Origin of the sequence: Kitasatospora sp. MAA4 (genome assembly GCF_029893355.1) — a bacterium.
In the GTDB taxonomy this organism is placed as follows: domain Bacteria; phylum Actinomycetota; class Actinomycetes; order Streptomycetales; family Streptomycetaceae; genus Kitasatospora.
This window is the reverse complement of record NZ_JARZAI010000005.1, coordinates 150,678-166,033: the sequence shown is the minus strand read 5'-3', so window position 1 is coordinate 166,033 and position 15,356 is coordinate 150,678. Positions and strand designations below refer to the sequence as shown.

Below are 15,356 nucleotides of genomic sequence, written 5' to 3'. Positions count from 1 at the left end.
GGGTCTGATCTGATGGACAGTCAACCACGGTACCTGTCAGGGTCGTCCAGGATTCGCGAGGAGCACCGGCTGCACGCCGCGCTGGCGTCGAGCGAGCTCGGCGCGATCGGGGCGCTGCGCCACCGGCTGCGAGCCGCGCTCGTCCGGTGGGGGGTTCCCGAACTCGCCGACACCGCCGAGCTGCTGGTGTCCGAGCTGGTCACCAACGCGCTGCTGTACACGCCGTACGGCGCCAGGATCGAGGTGCTGCTCGACGTCGGCGGGCGGCTGCGGGTGGAGGTCCGCGACGACAGCGTGCAGCTGCCCCGTCCGCGTCGGGCCGCGGACACCGCGACCTCGGGGCGGGGCCTGGTGCTGGTCGAGGCACTCGCGGACGACTGGGGCGTCTCGCTGCGGGGGGACGGCAAGATCACCTGGTTCGAGCTCACCGCGGCCTGAGCCCCGGGGGCCCGTGACCAGGAGTGTCCGGCGGTGACGCGCTGACGCGGTGACTCGGCGGCATTGCCGCTTTGCCGAACATTCGACAGGATAGTGAGAATGTGTGTCCGGACCTGGCGCCTCCCGATCGAGGGCCGTCCGAGGTAGCACACCCACCGAATGAACGGGACCGGCAGGAGAGCCATGGCGACTGAGCCCGAGCCGCAGGGGCCCATCGCGTCGACCACGTCGACCGCGGCCACGTCGACCACGGCCACATCGACCGTCCCACCCGCGCCGCCCACACAGGGCGGCCGCCGGGCCGGGCGGCGCGGGCCCGGCGTGCCGATGGGCCGGGTCGCCGCCACCGCGACGCCCGTCCCGCCGAACCCCGGCCTGCCCACCCGGACCGGCGAGTCCACGCCGGACTGGCTCGAACCCGCGATGGCCGCCAACGGCATCGGCTCGTTCGACTGGGACATCCGCCGCGACGTGGTCGAGGGCGACCAGCGGGCCTGCACGATCCTCGGCCTGGCCGGCGGCGGCTTCGACGGCAGCGGCTTCGACCGCACCTCGGCCGGCTTCCTGGCCCTGCTGCACCCCGAGGACGCCCCGGTGGTGCGCCGCCGGATCGAGCGCGCGGTGGCCGAGCTGGGCCAGTGCGGCGCGTACTACCGCACGGTGACGCCCGGCGGCGGGCTGCACGCGGTGCGGTTCCGCGGCCGGGTGCTGGCCGACGCCTTCGGTCGCCCGTCCCGGATGGTCGGCTTCGTCTGGGACGCCACCGCCGAGCTGCACAAACGCGCGGACGCCGGCCGGCAGGCCGCCCTGCGCGAGGAGCGCTCGCGCTTCATCAAGGAGGCCGCCCGCGCGCTCTCCGAGGCCGTCACGGTGCGTGACGTGGCCCGGGTCTTCACCGAGCTGCCGCTGCCGGGCCTGCCGCCGGACGGCCTGGTGCTGGCCTCGCTGGAGACCGGTCGGCTGAAGCTCCTGGGCGCCAGCGGCTACCGCGAGTCGGACATGGTCGGCTACGACCGCACTCCGATGAACCCGCACCACCCGGCCGCCGAGGCGGTCCGCAACCGGGTCCCGGTCTTCCTGGCCAGCCGGGCCGAGTACGAGGAGCGCTACCCGCTGGCGTGGCCGCGCGCGGAGAGCACCGGCCGCGGCGCCTGGGTCTTCCTGCCGCTGGTCGCCAGCGGCCGGGCCTCCGGCGTCTGCGTGGTCAGCTTCGACGACGAGCGCACGCTGGACGCCGACGAACGCACGCTGCTCACCACACTGGGCGGCCTGGTCGCCCAGTCGCTGGCCCGGGCCCGGCTGCACGACGCCGAGCACGAGCTGGCGGCCGGCCTGCAGCGCGTGATGCTGCCGCGGACCGTCCCGGCGGTGCCCGGGGTGACCACCGCGGTTCGCTACCTGCCGGCCGGCTCCGGGCTGCAGATCGGCGGCGACTGGTACGACGTCGTCCCGCTGCCCGGCGGGCACGTCGGGCTGGTGATCGGCGACGTCCAGGGCCACGACGTCCACGCGGCCGGGATTATGGGCCAGCTGCGGATCGCGCTGCGCGCCTACGCCGCCGAGGGACACCCGCCGGCCGCCGTGATGGCCCGCGCCTCACGCTTCCTGGCCGACCTCGACACCGACCACTTCGCCACCTGCACCTACGCCGAGGTGAACGTCGACTACGGCGTGGTCTACGCCGTCCGGGCCGGCCACCTGGACCCGGTGGTGCGCCGGGGCGACGGCAGCAGCGCCGTGCAGTCGGTGGTCGGCGGCCTGCCGCTGGGCGTCTCGCCGGACCAGGAGTACCAGGTCACCCGCTTCAGCCTCGACCCGGGCGAGACCGTGGTGCTCTGCACGGACGGCCTGGTGGAGTCCCGGACGATGGACCTGGACACCGGCATGGCCAGACTCTGCGAAGCCGTCGCGGGCGAGTCCGCGCCGGGCGGCGACGGCGGCCAGGACCCGCTGGAGGATCTGGCGGACAAGATCGCCTCGCAGGCGGCGGACTCCTCCGAGCGCGAGGACGACATCGCGCTGCTGCTGCTCCGCTGGGACGGCCCGGAGGGCGGCCTGGCCGCCCAGCAGCTGCGGCGCCGGATCGGGCAGGCCGACCTGGCCCGGGTCTCCGAGCTGCGCGGCGAGCTGCGGGACGCGCTGCGCCGCTGGGGCGTCGCGGAGCTGATCGACACCGCCGAGCTGCTCGCCTCGGAGCTGGTCACCAACGCGATCCGGCACACCGACCGGGACGCGATGTTCACCGCCCGGCTCTACCGCGAGGACGGCCGGGAGCCCCGGCTGCGGATCGAGGTGGAGGACGAGTCGGACCTCTGGCCGCAGCGCCGCACCCCGGGTGAGCAGGCCTCCTCGGGGCGCGGGCTGATGCTGGTCGAGGCGCTGGCCGACGCCTGGGGCGTCGAGCCGCGCGGTTCGGGCAAGCGGATGTGGTTCGAGCTGACGGCGGGCGGGGCCGAGGACCAGTAGGTCCGGGTCAGCCGAACTGCTTCTCCAGGTCCTTGAGCTTCTGCTCCAGCGAGTCGAGCCGGGGCAGGGTCATGGTCATGGTGTCGTCGTCGGCGGTCAGGTCGATCGTCCGCGTCGCGGGTCTGGCCGGCAGGCCGGGCGGCGGTGCGGACTCGTCGTCGGCTATCGCAGGCTCCGCGCCGCCCGACTCCAACTGGCGGGCGGCGGTGGCGCCGCGGGCCCGGCCCCAGCCGCTGTGCTGGCGGTTGATCGCCCGGATCTCGGCCCGTTCGCGCCGACTGGCCAGCCGCTGGCGCTCGCGGGTGACCAGCGCCTCGCGCTTGGTGTCGCGGACCTCCTCGACCGCCTCGTCCAGGCTGCGGACGCCTTCGAGCAGCATCAGCGACCAGGCCGCGTACGTCTCGAACGGCGCGCGCAGCCAGCGGACGATCCGGATCTGCGGCAACGGGCGGGCGACCAGGCCCTGTTCGCGCAGCGCTGCCCGGCGGGTCTGCTTGAGCGCCCGGTCGAAGAGCACGGCGGCCGAGAGGGACATCCCGGCGAAGAACTGCGGGGAGCCGGCGTGCCCGAACCCCCGGGGCGCGTGCACCCAGTTGAACCAGGCGGAGGCGCCGGCGAAGACCCAGACCAGCAGGCGCGAGCCGAGCGCCGCGTCCCCGTGGCTGGCCTCCCGGACGGCCAGCACCGAGCAGAACATCGCCGCGCCGTCGAGCCCGAACGGGACCAGGTACTCCCAGCCGCCGGAGAGGCTGAGGTTCTGCACTCCGAAACCGACCAGGCCGTGGAAGGAGAGGGCGGCCGCGACGGCCGCGCAGCAGAACAGCAGCGTGTAGGAGGCCGCGCCGTACAGCGACTCCTTGCGGCGTCGGCGCTCCTCGGTGCGCTCCCAGGTGTCCGCGCCGTGGGCGGCGGCCGCGCCCCTTGTGCGCAGGAAGGTCACCAGGATGGCGGTCAGAATGAGCGCGACGACGCCCGCGACGGCCCAGCCCAGTGGTATGTCCGACAGTCTCATGTCCTGAACCAGCCTCGCTCTCCTGCAGTCGTGATGACGGTGGCCACCATGGGCGTTCATCATGGCCGATCCGGGGCGCCGGGATGACTGCTTTGGCGTCAAATACAGCGAGTAGGGTGGTTTCTGACGCTACGTCAGGCTGATGATGCTATGGTCTCACCGCGCACCGCAGGTACGGGAGCGCGGACAGCCGAAGCAGGTCTCGGCGGGCCGTACGGTGTAGTGGAGGCAGCAGCTCACCCTGGTCCGGGCGGTCGGCGGCTGCGGCGGGTGGAAGTCGGCGCCGCCGGTGAACGGCGCGGTGCCGCCCGGGAGCAGCCCGGCCAGCGCCCGCACCGCCCGCCGCTCCTCGCCCAGCAGGCCGCCCGCGTACCAGAGTCCCTCGACCAACTCGTCGGTGGCCAGGCCCCAGAGGGTGCGCGGGCCGCGGCGCAGCGCGGGGCGGAACGCGTCCAGGACCGGCCCCAGGTGCTCGGCGACCGCCGTTCGCAGTTCGTGATCGAGCGCCGCGCGGTCGGCGACCACCCGGGCGCCGGGCCGGCCGGCCAGCGGATCGCCGGGCAGGCAGGCGAACCCGTCGGGCCGGGCGGTCAGTTCGCCCAGGCCGACCGGTCCGGTGCGGCGCACCGAGACCCGCTCCACCGGGAGTCGCGGCACCCGGTCCTCCAGGAACCAGGGCAGCGTGAACAGCAGGCAGACCGGCCAGGCGTAGTGGTGCAGCCAGAAGCCGGCCGCGACGTCCGGGCGCAGCGGACGGCCGTGGCGGGCGAGGCCGCGGTCGGCCTCGGCGGCGAGCAGCCGGGTGCGGACGGCGGGGTCGGCGAGCAGCCGGTCGACCGGCACCCAGCCGCTGCCGCTGCGCGGCGGGGCGAGGTGGACGCGCAGGGCGGGGAAGACCGCGGCGAACCGCGCGTAGGCGGCGGCGCAGGGTGCGGCGGGATCGGCGGTCGGGTGCGGCGCGACGCTGCTCGCGGTCATGGGAGGCCCCGTCGGGTCGACCGGGGCTCGCGCGAGTCCGGTGCGGCGGATCCCGGCGGCGGGAGGGCGCGGCAGAGCCTGTCCTCCCACCATCAGGTTAGCCTCACCTTATCTGACGGCACCTCGATCGTCCCGCCCGACGCGGCCGTCCGGGGGAGGCTGCCGGCGTGCCACCGGCACTCCCGGGCGGGCGCTCGGTGGTGCGCCGCGCGGTGCGCCGGGCGGACCGCCGGGCGCGCCGGCGGTCTGGCAGGCCGGTTCACCGAGCCGCCCGGCCAGCCAGACCGGCACGCCCCCCAGGGCCTGCACCAGGCGGCCGGCCTCGGCCCGCAGCTGGGCGGCCTCCTCCGGCTCGGACACCTCGGCCAGTGCGGCCAGTGCCGGTGCCACGCCCACCGTGAACCCCAACTCCTCGCGCAGCCGCAGGGAGTGGACGAAGCCCTCGCGGGCCCGCAGTCGGTCCCCGCCGGCGAGTGCCAGCGCGGCCAGATGGCGCCAGGTGTAGGACGAGAGCAGGGTGTCCCCCCGCGCCAACGCGCCGTCGTGGGACCGGCGGTAGGCGATCCAGGCGGCCGTCTGGTCGCGCAGCAGGTTCTCCGCGACCAGCCCGCGTCGGAAGTCCAGCAGTGGTCGGCCCGCCGCGTCCGGCGGCAGCAGGGCGGACGTCCGGCCGAGCGCGGCCTGCGCCTCGTCCAGCCGGTCGCGCGGTCCCAGTACGCTGCCCAGGTAGGCCAGGAAGCCCCGGGCGCAGGAGGCCCCGGCGCGCTGCTCGGTGCTGGTCACGCCGGCTTCGGCGAGCCGTAGCGCGGTTTCCGCGTCCTCCCAGTGGTCGGCGGTGAACAGGCATTGCTCGATGAGTAGTTCGGCTCGGCAGAGGGCCGCTCGGGGGTCCCGTTCGGCGGCGGGTAAGAGCAGTTCGGCGGCCTCCTGCCAGCAGGCGCGCGAGCGCAGCCGCCAGACCGTCCCGCTGGTGATCTCGTCGAACCGGCCGTCGGTACCCGGATGCAGCCCCCCGCCGTGTGGCGGCACGCCCGGCGGGCCGCCGCTGCCGCGGTCGGCGTTCCCCCGCCGGCCATGTGTCCCCCCGCTCAGCGGGGCCGTTCCGTGCTCCGACAACGCCACCTCCTTGTGTGCGATGTCCCACGGCCATGGCTGCCGTGGCCGCAATTCAACACGGGGGCGAGCTTGTGCACCAGATCACGAGCGCGACGTATTTCCGCCTTCCGGGGGCTGGAGTGAACTGAGGTGAAGGAGGGTCAGGAGGGTCAGGAAGTCCAGCCGGTTTCCAGCAGGGCCTCCGCGGCGCCGTTGGCCGGCTGCGGCAGCCCGGCCTGGTCCAGCGTGAAGAGGGCCACCAGCAACTGCTCGCCGCGCACGGTGGCTTGGTGGGAGTAGCCGGCCAGGGTGAACATCGCCGCCGCCATCTCCTCGGCGTGCAGGGTCTGCAACCACAGGCACTCGACGACCCGGACGTCGGCCGGCTCGGACCAGGTGTCCACCTGGGCGACCAGCCGGTCCCCGAGCAGGGTCACCGCCTCGCGCTCCTCGGCCTCGGAGAGCTCCAACTCGTCGAAGCCCAGCCACTCCAGGTAGCGGGCGGCGGTGAGGACCGCGTCCTGCGAGGTGTGCAGCGGCTGCGGGCGGAACGGCGGGCGGTTCTGCCAGCGGCCGCCCTGCGGGACGGGCCGGGGCGGCATCGGGTGCAGCGGGCCCGGGGCGGACGGGTCGTGGTGCAGCGGGTCGTGGTGCGGCTGGTTGTGGTGCGGCTGGTTGTGGTGCGGCTGGTTGTGGTGTGAGGGGTCGTGCTGCGGCGGGCCGGGGTGGATCGGGTCGGGGCGCAGTGGATCGGTGTACGGGCGCCCGCCGAGCGGGCGCGCCCCCTGCGGTCCCGCAGCGCCGCCGCGCGGGGAGCGGTCGACGGGCAGCCGCACCGTCGCCCCGCAGTTGCAGGTGAACTCCGGCTGCGGCCACTGGTCGGACCGGCCGCAGTGCGGGCAGCGCATGTTCAGCCAGGAGTCCTCCCAGGACCGGAACCGGATCTGGACCGGCACCCCGCCGCGCAGCAGCGGCACCTTCAGCGAGGCGCCGCAGGGGCAGGGGAACGCCGGTGGCTCGTACAGGTGTTCGCGGCGGCAGGCGGGGCAGCGGATCGGCCGGCGCAGACCGGCGGCGTCCGCTCCGGGCTCGGATTCGTACGGCCCACGGCCGGTGAAGTCGTCGGGCAGCGGGTGTCCTGACAAGGCGCGCACCGTCCGTTCGGAAGGAGAGGGCGGGTCAGGTGCCATGCTCCCCGATCGGGGGCTCCGATGCCGCCGATTGGCCTAATGATCAGGGGTTTCTCAGGGGTTGGACACCTGGAGGACACTCCCTTGCCGATGTCGGGCCGCCCGTCAACCCGCCGTCCAGCGGGCCAGATCGGCCGGAGTGTCGAGATCGTCGGGCACCGCCACGTCGCCGCACTCGACCAACCGCAGCCCCTCCCGGTGGGCGGCCAGCAGGGCCCGCGCGCCCGCGTCGCCGCGGGCACCGGCGGCCGCCTCGGCGAAGTGCTCGGCGCCGATCAGCACCGGGTGGCCGCGCTTGCCGTCGTAGGCCGCGGCGGCCAGCGCGGCGCCGTCGCGGTGGGCGGCCAGCAGCCGGGCGACGGCGGCCGGGGTGACGCCGGGGGTGTCCACCAGCGAGACGAGCACCGCCGAGCAGTCGGCCGGCAGCGCGGCCAGTCCGGCCCGCAGCGAACCGCCCATCCCCTCGGCCCAGTCCGGGTTGGCGACCGTGGTGCAGCCGTCCAGGACGGCCGAGGCGAGCACCTGTTCGCGGGCGGCGCCGAGCACCACGAGCAGCGGGCCGCACCCTCCGTCGCGCAGCACGCCGACCGCGTGTTCGACCAGCGGTCGGCCGCGGAAGGTCAGCAGCGCCTTGGGTCGGCCGCCCAGCCGGCGCCCGCCTCCGGCGGCCAGCACCAGTCCGGCGACACTGGGGCTCTGGGGTGAGAGGTCTGCCACGGCAGCATTCTGTCCCGCCGGAGCGGGCGATGTGCTTGGACGAATGCACAAGGCTGCCCTGGTGAGCTTGGGCGGAGCCCGGGGCTTCCGCCTCTGGATCTTCGCGGCGCATCGGCTTCTACTGGCAGTTATGTACAGCGCACCTGCCCCGCTGGTCGACCGCTTCGGCCGGGTCCACACCGATCTGCGGGTCTCCCTGACCGACCGCTGCAACCTGCGGTGCACGTACTGCATGCCCGCCGAGGGTTTGAACTGGCTTCCCAAGGCGGAGGTGCTCACCGACGACGAGATCGTCCGGCTGGCCCGGATCGGCGTCCGGCGGCTGGGCATCGCCTCGCTGCGGCTGACCGGCGGCGAGCCGCTGCTGCGCCGCGGCCTGCCCGCGCTGGTGGCCCGGCTCACCGCGCTCGGCGTCGAGCTCTCGCTGACCACCAACGGCATCGGCCTGGCCCGCACGGCCGTCGCGCTCAAGGAGGCGGGCCTGAACCGGGTCAACGTCAGCCTCGACACGCTGCGTCCCGAGCGCTACGTCGAGATCACCCGCCGTGACCGGATCAAGGACGTCTTCGAGGGCCTCGCCGCCGCCCGGGCCGCCGGACTCGCGCCGGTCAAGATCAACGCCGTCCCGGTCCGCGGCGTCAACGACGACGAGATCCTCGACCTGGTCGACTTCGCCGCCGAGCACGGCTACCGGATGCGGTTCATCGAGTCCATGCCGCTGGACGCCCAGGGCGCCTGGGACCGGACCAAGATGATCACCGCGGACGAGCTGCTCGCCATCCTCGCCACCCGCTGGGACCTGCTCCCCGTCGAACGGGACGGCGCCGATGGTGACGGGTCAGCGCGCCGTGGCACGCCACCTGCGGAGGAGTGGCGGATCGCCGGGACGGACACCGTGGTCGGCGTGATCGCCTCGGTCACCCGCCCGTTCTGCGGCGGCTGCGACCGGGTCCGGCTGACCGCCGACGGCCAGCTGCGCAACTGCCTCTTCGCCACCGAGGAGTCCGACCTGCGCGCCCTGCTGCGCGGCGGCGCGGACGACGACGCCATCGAGCGCGCCTGGCGCAACACCATCGCCCGCAAGGGCCCGGGCCACGACATCAACTCCGCCGACTTCCGCCAGCCCGACCGCCCGATGTCCGCCATCGGGGGGTGAGATTTGATGATAGTTCTAGGGCAGTGAAGATCACGATGGCGCGGTTGACGCGTCACATGCTGCCTGTAGTACTCATAGTTTCGGCGGTCGCCGGGTGTCAGGGTGGGGCGGCGAAGCCGGCGGCGGTGTCCACCCCGGTGGCGGTGCCCAGCGTGAGTCCCACGGTGAAGCCGACCGGGGCCGACGACCCGGCGTTGAAGGCGTTCTACGCGCAGCAGATCGCGTGGGCGCCCTGCCCGGACGATCCCGCGACGAAGAACGTCAACGAGGCCGACTTCCAGTGCGGGACGCTGCACGTGCCCCTCGACTACGCCAACCCGGCCACCGACACCGTCGACATCGCGCTGGCCCGCAAGCCGGCGGCCAAGCCGGACCAGCGGCTCGGCTCGCTGCTGATCAATCCCGGCGGACCGGGCGGGTCGGGGATCGAGGAGATCACCCAGAACGGGAAGCAGTTCACCGGCGGGCTCACCGACCGCTACGACCTGGTGGGCTTCGACCCGCGCGGGGTCGGCAAGAGCACCGCCGTGCACTGCCTGGACGATCAGGCCCGGGACGCCTGGGAGACCGTGGACCACCCGGCGCAGAGCAAGGGCAAGACGCTCGCGGACGCCTGCCAGGCGAAGTCCGGCAAGCTGCTCCCGTTCGTCGGCACGGCGAACGCGGCGCGCGACATGGACGTGCTGCGCGGGGCGCTCGGCGATCCGAAGCTCAACTACCTGGGGTTCTCCTACGGCACGTACCTCGGCAGCCTCTACGCCGAGGAGTTCCCGCAGCGCACCGGACGGCTGGTGCTGGACGGCGCGGTGGACCCGACGCAGGACCTGCTGGACCTGGACGTTCAGCAGATGATCGGCTTCGAGGGCGTCTTCGAGCGCTTCGCCGCCGACTGCGTCAAGCAGACCCGCTGCCCGCTCGGCACCGACCCGGATACCGCCGCGAAGAAGGCCGCGGACTTCCTGGACGGCCTGGACGTCAATCCGATGACGGCCTCCGACGGCCGCAAGCTGACCGCCGCGCAGGGCTGGACCGGCGCGCTGACCATGCTCTACGGCGACGCCAAGTCCTGGGAGTACCTGCGGGACGGGCTCGACTGGGCGATGAACGGCCACAAGGCGGACTACCTGCTGGGGTTCGCGGACTCCTACAACGGCCGGGACGCCAACGGCCACTACAGCAACGAGGGCGACGCCTACGCGGCCATCGAGTGCGCGGACAGCGGGCCCGTCGCGCCGACCGACGCGCAGCTCCAGCAGGCGCAGCAGCAGGAGCACGACAAGGCTGGGCTGCTGACCAAGCACTTCACCACGGACGACCTGTTCGACCCGGACTGCCGCAGCTGGCCCTACCACTCGCCCGTGCCGCCGCACGTGATCAAGGCGGCCGGCAGCGCGCCGATCCTGGTGGTCGGCTCCACCGGGGACGACGCCACGCCGTATGCGTGGGCGCAGAAGCTCGCCTCAGGCCTGGCGAACGGGACGCTGCTGACCCGGGACGGCGACGGGCACACCGGCTACGGCAAGAGCAGCTGCATCAAGGCCGACGTGGACACCTTCCTGCTGGACGGCACGCTGCCGGCGGCGGGGACGCACTGCGCGAGTAACTAAGGGAACACAGTCGAGGGGGCGGGCCGCAGCGATTGCGGCCCGCCCCCTCGGCTGTGCGTCGGCTACTGGCCGTCGGTGGGCGGCTGGTTGCCCATCTGGTCCTTCATCTTCTGCTGCATGGTGTCGGTCTGGCCCTGGTACCTGTCCCCGGTCTTCGCGTCGAAGGCGTCACCCGCCTTGTCGATTCCCTTGCTGGCCTCGTCCTCGTGGCCCTTGAGCAGGCCCTTGAGCTTGTCGAGCATGGACATGGGTTGGGTCCTCCTTACGGATACCGGACCCCTCCACCATCTCAGGCGCTCTGGGGTACCACCAGTTGACGGTTGAGCCAGGCCAGCGCGGGCGGGATCTCGCGGTTCCAGGTGTGGAAGTTGTGGCCGCCGCTGTCCAGCGTGATGGTGGAGAGCTTCGTCGGTGCCTTGAAGGCGCCGACCATGTCCTGGGTGGCCTTGTAGTTGTCCTCGTTGTAGCTGGTGGCCAGCAGCAGCGAGACCGGCGCGGCGGGCTGCGTGCGCAGTCGCCAGAGCAGGTCGTTCTCCTGCTTGAGCTGCTCGCTGCCGCCGAACAGGTCTCCGGTGGTCGGGTCGTTGGAGACCGCGTAGTCGGCGGAGAGCGCGACCGCCGCGCCGTAGGCGTTCGGCTTGCGCAGTGCGAACTTCAGCGCGCAGTAGCCGCCCGTCGAGTCACCCATCGCGGCGTGCGCCGAGGCCTGCGGGGCGACCCGGTAGCCGGTGGACATCGCCTTCGGCAGGTCGTCGGTGAAGAAGGTCTCCACCTGCGGGCCGCCGGGGACGTCCATGCACTCGGTGTCGCGGTTGGCGATCGGCGAGGGACGCATCATCACCAGGACGGTGGGCTGGAGTTCCTTGGCGTCGATCGCCTTCAGCGTGGTGGTCGGCCACTGCATCAGCGTGATCAGCTTCTCGGCGGTGCCGGGGTAGCCGGAGAGCACCAGGGCCATCGGGAACTGGTGCTTGGCGTACTCGGGCTGGAAGTACTGCGGGGGGAGGTAGACGAACGCGTCGCTGCGCAGTCCGGAGTGCGCGCCGGCCACCACGACGTTCTGGATCACGCCGGAGCGGTCCTGGGCGGAGCCCTGCGAGGAGTAGACCTTCTGCGTCCCGGTGACCGAGATGGCGTTGCTCGGGTTGTGGTCCACCACGGTGCCGTTGCCGCCGGCCGTGCCGAGCAGGTCGGTCCAGGTGGAGTAGAAGCCGAAGTACGAGTTGGCGATCAGCGCCATCGCGACGATCACCATGAACTGGGTGGCGAAGAACGCGCCGATCCGGCCCAGCAGCGCCTTCCAGGACTTGGAGCCGAGCCTGGGCCAGAGCCACATGGTGGCCACGAAGGCGGCGACGGCCAGCAGGCTGGCCACGATCTGGAGCGGAAGTCCGGTCAGCGCGAGCATTGGCCGATCCTAAGGGACATTCTCATCTCCACTTCGGGCGGCCCCGAGCCCCGTGCGCCCCCCGCACGCTCCGACAGGCTCCCCGCACGCCCCGTTGACCGGGCCGGTGGGCCGCGGGACCCTGGCCCCTCAGCGCGGAAGCGGCCTGGGGGGCTTGTCTTGCACGATGTCGGCGGTTCGTCCTACTCCAGTCGCAGCTCGTGGCACTCGGCAGCCGCCCTGGCGGGCGCCGTGCTGCTGCTCTCCGGTTGCAGCTCCGGGCTGCCCGGCTACCATCCGCCGCCGGCCCGTACCAGTGGTGCGGCGGCGAGCAGTGCGGCGCCGAGCCCGACCGCCGTGCCGTACGGGACGACGCTGGTCCAGCTGATCGCCCCGGTGAACACCGCGATGGCCGAGATCGCCGGCGCGGGCAGCCTGGACGCGCTGGCCGGCGCGATGACCGACGTGCAGAGCGCCGCCTCCGCCGCGGCCACCGGACTGCAGAACGCCGACGCGCCGGCCGCCGTCGCCGACGCGCACCGCCAGCTCTACGTGGGCCTGGACCAACTGGCCACCGACCTGGGCCAGGTGCAGACCGACATCACCGACAACAAGGTCTGCGCGACCTCCTCCGCGCTCGCCGAGGCGGGCCAGTCGCAGGGGCTCAAGGACGTCCCGGCGGCGCTGGCGACGCTCTCCACGGCCGGCTACCCGGCCACCCTCACCGTCCCGCCGACCGGTGCACCGCAGCACCGGGCGCTGGACAACGGCAGCTTCGTCCGCGAGGGCGAGCGGGACGGCCTCGGCGAGTTGACGGTGGAGAACGGCGGCGACGCCGACGCCGTGCTCACGCTCACCCACGGCACCGACGCCGTCTACTCGTTCTACGTGCTGAAGGGGCAGACGGCGAAGGTCACCGGCATCCGGGACGGCCAGTACGACGTCTACTTCGCCGGCGGCTTCGACTGGGACGCGGCCAGCAAGCGCTTCACCCAGAGCTGCGCGTTCACCAAGTTCGACGACGGCCTGAACTTCAACACCACCGACTCCACCTACTCGACCTGGAAGCTCACCCTCCAGCCGGTGGCGGGAGGCAACGCGAGCACCACCGACATCCCCGAGGGCTCCTTCCCGGTGCCGTAGCAGAGGCGCTACCGCGGGATCCGGTGCTCCCAGGCGCGCTCCACCAGTACCGCGCCGCCCTCCCAGGCCGTCAGCCGGCTGACGGCGGTGAACTCGTGGGCGTCGCAGGAGAGTTCGCTGCTGGTCCGGACGGTGGCGTCCCAGCCCTGGTCGGGGCGCTGGAAGCGGATCGTGCGCTCGGCCCGGGCCGTGGCGCTGAGCGGGTCGTCCTGCTGGATCCGGTACGTCTCCGAGGCCTGCTCGGTGCGGACCAGGCCGTCGGGGTGGCTCTCCGGTCCGCCTGGGGCCGGGTCGACCTCCAGGTGCCAGACGCCGGCCGCGACGTCCCGGACCACCTGGCACTCGGGCCGGGTGCCGTCCGGCGCGGCCCGGTGCACGGCGGGTGCGGCGGCCTGCTCGGGCTCCTCGAAGGTGATCGCGGCCCGGCCGACGTCGGCTGCCAGGTGGCGCACCGGCAGCGTCAGGGCGCTGTGCCCCGGGTCCACGCCGAACCCGGCGGCCTCCGGCTGCGGCCAGACCCACGGCCAGTACGCCGAGGAGAGCGCCAGCCGGATCCGGTGCCCGGGCGGGAAGGCGTGCGCGATGGCGGACAGTTCGACCTCCAGGTCGGCTACCCCGCGGAAGGCGAGGTCCAGGACCCCGCGGGTGACCAGCGTCGACGATCCGTCGGGGGCGACGTCGCAGAGCCGGGCGGCCAGCCGGCCGCGCGCCGCGTCGCTGCGCAGCCGCAGCCGGACGGCGGGCCGGCCCAGCAGCTCCAGCCGCTCGGGCAGCGGCGCGCTGTCGAAGCAGACCGCGCGGCCGTCCTCCTCGCGCTGGTCGGGCGGCAGGTCGGCGGGGTGGCCGAGCGGGCGCACCCGCCCGGCGTCGATCCCGGTGTGCTGCGGCGAGCGGACCTCCACGAAGCGCTCGCCGGCCGGCGTGCCGGCGGTGCGCAGGCTGTCCGCCAGGTCGTAGTGGATCTCCCGGACGTCGTCCGAGGGCCAGCAGTCCTCGCCGATCCAGCGGCCGGGGCGGTTGGCGTAGCCGGTGGCGGGCGGCACCGAGCAGTTCATCCAGGAGCGCAGCGCGGGCTCGCGCAGCACCCCGGTGTCGATCCCCTTCAGCCACTGGTCCCACCAGCGCAGCGTCTCCTGGAGGAAGCCGATCGCCGGACCGGGCGGCAGGCCGGCGTCCGGGTACTGCCGCGGCCAGGGGCCGATCACCCCGCGCACCGGCGCCTTCAGCCGCTCGACCAGCCGCAGCACGGTGTCCCGGCCGGGGTCGGCCCAGCCGCCGACGGCCAGGACGGCGGCCTGGAGCGCGGCGTGGTCGTCCTCGACGGCAGCGGCCTCGCCGCTGCTCTGCCGCGCCAGCGCGCGGTGCAGCACCGGCTCGACGGCGGCCAGCCGTTCCAGCCAGCCGCGCCGCCAGTCGTCGCCGACGTACTTCGGGTCCGGCGGGCTCGCGGCGGCGGCCAGCAGGGCTGCCGAGCGGGCAGGCAGCTCGGCAGCCGCCGATGTGCCGCCCTGCGCAGCGCCGCCGTCGTCGGCGCAGACCGCGACCACGGCCCGCACCTGCGCGGGGGCCAGCGCGGCGATCCGCAGGGCGGCTGCGCCGCCGGGGCCGAGGCCGAAGAGGCCGGCCGCGCCGCTGCACCAGGGCTGCGCGGTCAGCCATCGCACGACCGCCGCGCCGTCGGCGAGCTCCTGTTCGCCGGACTGCTCGCCGGGCAGCCCGCCCGAGTTGCCGTGGCCGCGGGCGTCGACCCGCACGCTCGCGTAGCCGTGTGCGGCGTACCAGGGGTGGCGCTGGGCATCGCGCTGCGCGGTCGCGTCGCTCAGCCGGTCCGCCAGGTACTCCAGCAGGACCGGAACCGGGGCCTCGGTGACGGGCCGCCAGATCCGCGCGGCCAGCTCGGTGCCGTCCGGCAGCGGGATCCGCAGCTCCTCGCGGGCGGTGCGCTGGGGATTTCCCGGGCCGGAGGCCGAGGGAAGGAATGAGGTCGGCTGCTGCACGATGGCCTCCGGGGCGGTGACGGGGCGCGCGGATTCCGCGGTCCGGACAATAGTGGAAATTTCCTCCGATTCCATGATGGACCGTGAGAGGCGAAGGCCGGGTCGGCTGACCGCGCCAAGTAGGTATCTGCATACTGGTTGCAGTTGCCTGTCGTGAGGCGCAAGGATGA

The 15,356-nt window shown here is 73.7% G+C and carries 13 protein-coding genes; 5 read left to right on the top strand and 8 right to left on the bottom strand.

Annotated elements, in window-relative coordinates; translation table 11 throughout:
• Window positions 1–12 precede the first annotated feature (12 nt).
• Complete coding sequence (locus P3T37_RS09160) at window positions 13–438, top strand: ATP-binding protein (protein ID WP_280722979.1); 426 nt, start codon at window positions 13–15, stop codon at window positions 436–438.
• A gap of 183 nt (window positions 439–621) precedes the next feature.
• Window positions 622–2,904 carry a SpoIIE family protein phosphatase gene (locus P3T37_RS09155; protein WP_280722978.1) on the top strand — a complete coding sequence of 761 codons (2,283 nt, stop codon included), beginning with the start codon at window positions 622–624 and terminating at the stop codon, window positions 2,902–2,904.
• 7 nt (window positions 2,905–2,911) lie between these two features.
• Here P3T37_RS09155 and P3T37_RS09150 read toward each other — a convergent pair whose 3' ends face one another.
• The 5 genes from P3T37_RS09150 to P3T37_RS09130 all read right to left on the bottom strand — a co-directional run bounded on the left by P3T37_RS09150 (window position 2,912) and on the right by P3T37_RS09130 (window position 7,896).
• A complete protein-coding gene (locus tag P3T37_RS09150; RefSeq protein ID WP_280722977.1) occupies window positions 2,912–3,916 on the bottom strand; it encodes a DUF2637 domain-containing protein in 1,005 nt (334 codons plus the stop codon).
• A 156-nt stretch (window positions 3,917–4,072) separates the two neighbouring features.
• Window positions 4,073–4,894, bottom strand: a complete 822-nt coding sequence (locus P3T37_RS09145; protein WP_280722976.1) for a (2Fe-2S)-binding protein — start codon at window positions 4,892–4,894, stop codon at window positions 4,073–4,075.
• Window positions 4,895–5,002: 108 nt separating this feature from the next.
• A complete protein-coding gene (locus P3T37_RS09140; RefSeq protein WP_280723146.1) occupies window positions 5,003–5,902 on the bottom strand; it encodes a hypothetical protein in 900 nt (299 codons plus the stop codon).
• 257 nt (window positions 5,903–6,159) lie between these two features.
• Window positions 6,160–7,134 carry a hypothetical protein gene (locus tag P3T37_RS09135; protein ID WP_280722975.1) on the bottom strand — a complete coding sequence of 325 codons (975 nt, stop codon included), beginning with the start codon at window positions 7,132–7,134 and terminating at the stop codon, window positions 6,160–6,162.
• A 150-nt stretch (window positions 7,135–7,284) separates the two neighbouring features.
• Complete coding sequence (locus P3T37_RS09130) at window positions 7,285–7,896, bottom strand: nucleotidyltransferase family protein (RefSeq protein ID WP_280722974.1); 612 nt, start codon at window positions 7,894–7,896, stop codon at window positions 7,285–7,287.
• Window positions 7,897–8,026: 130 nt separating this feature from the next.
• On the opposite strand from P3T37_RS09130, the gene moaA reads away from it, so the two are divergent.
• Both moaA and P3T37_RS09120 read left to right on the top strand, forming a co-directional pair.
• A complete protein-coding gene (gene moaA, locus P3T37_RS09125; protein ID WP_280722973.1) occupies window positions 8,027–9,052 on the top strand; it encodes a GTP 3',8-cyclase MoaA in 1,026 nt (341 codons plus the stop codon).
• Between the two features lie 152 nt (window positions 9,053–9,204).
• Entirely contained in the window at window positions 9,205–10,659 is a 1,455-nt protein-coding gene (locus tag P3T37_RS09120) for an alpha/beta hydrolase (RefSeq protein ID WP_280722972.1), read from the top strand.
• A gap of 62 nt (window positions 10,660–10,721) precedes the next feature.
• Here the strand turns inward: P3T37_RS09120 and P3T37_RS09115 are convergent, their stop codons facing one another.
• Both P3T37_RS09115 and P3T37_RS09110 read right to left on the bottom strand, forming a co-directional pair.
• Window positions 10,722–10,907, bottom strand: coding sequence for an antitoxin (locus P3T37_RS09115; protein ID WP_280722971.1), 186 nt, complete (start codon window positions 10,905–10,907; stop codon window positions 10,722–10,724).
• A gap of 41 nt (window positions 10,908–10,948) precedes the next feature.
• Window positions 10,949–12,067 (bottom strand): alpha/beta hydrolase-fold protein, encoded by a 1,119-nt coding sequence (locus P3T37_RS09110; protein ID WP_280722970.1) that lies wholly within the window; start codon window positions 12,065–12,067, stop codon window positions 10,949–10,951.
• A 159-nt stretch (window positions 12,068–12,226) separates the two neighbouring features.
• Here P3T37_RS09110 and P3T37_RS09105 point away from each other — a divergent pair, with 159 nt between their 5' ends.
• Window positions 12,227–13,189 carry a hypothetical protein gene (locus P3T37_RS09105; RefSeq protein ID WP_280722969.1) on the top strand — a complete coding sequence of 321 codons (963 nt, stop codon included), beginning with the start codon at window positions 12,227–12,229 and terminating at the stop codon, window positions 13,187–13,189.
• An 8-nt stretch (window positions 13,190–13,197) separates the two neighbouring features.
• Here P3T37_RS09105 and P3T37_RS09100 read toward each other — a convergent pair whose 3' ends face one another.
• Entirely contained in the window at window positions 13,198–15,186 is a 1,989-nt protein-coding gene (locus P3T37_RS09100) for a CocE/NonD family hydrolase (RefSeq protein ID WP_280722968.1), read from the bottom strand.
• Between the last annotated feature and the right edge of the window lie 170 nt (window positions 15,187–15,356).

Excerpts from the sequence above, each read along its gene's own strand:
- P3T37_RS09145 (WP_280722976.1), bottom strand. The coding sequence starts at position 4,894 with ATGACCGCGAGCAGCGTCGCGCCGCACCCGACCGCCGATCCCGCCGCA.
- moaA (WP_280722973.1), top strand. The coding sequence starts at position 8,027 with ATGTACAGCGCACCTGCCCCGCTGGTCGACCGCTTCGGCCGGGTCCAC.
- P3T37_RS09110 (WP_280722970.1), bottom strand. The coding sequence starts at position 12,067 with ATGCTCGCGCTGACCGGACTTCCGCTCCAGATCGTGGCCAGCCTGCTG.
- P3T37_RS09160 (WP_280722979.1), top strand. The coding sequence starts at position 13 with ATGGACAGTCAACCACGGTACCTGTCAGGGTCGTCCAGGATTCGCGAG.
- P3T37_RS09155 (WP_280722978.1), top strand. The coding sequence starts at position 622 with ATGGCGACTGAGCCCGAGCCGCAGGGGCCCATCGCGTCGACCACGTCG.
- P3T37_RS09150 (WP_280722977.1), bottom strand. The coding sequence starts at position 3,916 with ATGAGACTGTCGGACATACCACTGGGCTGGGCCGTCGCGGGCGTCGTC.
- P3T37_RS09115 (WP_280722971.1), bottom strand. The coding sequence starts at position 10,907 with ATGTCCATGCTCGACAAGCTCAAGGGCCTGCTCAAGGGCCACGAGGAC.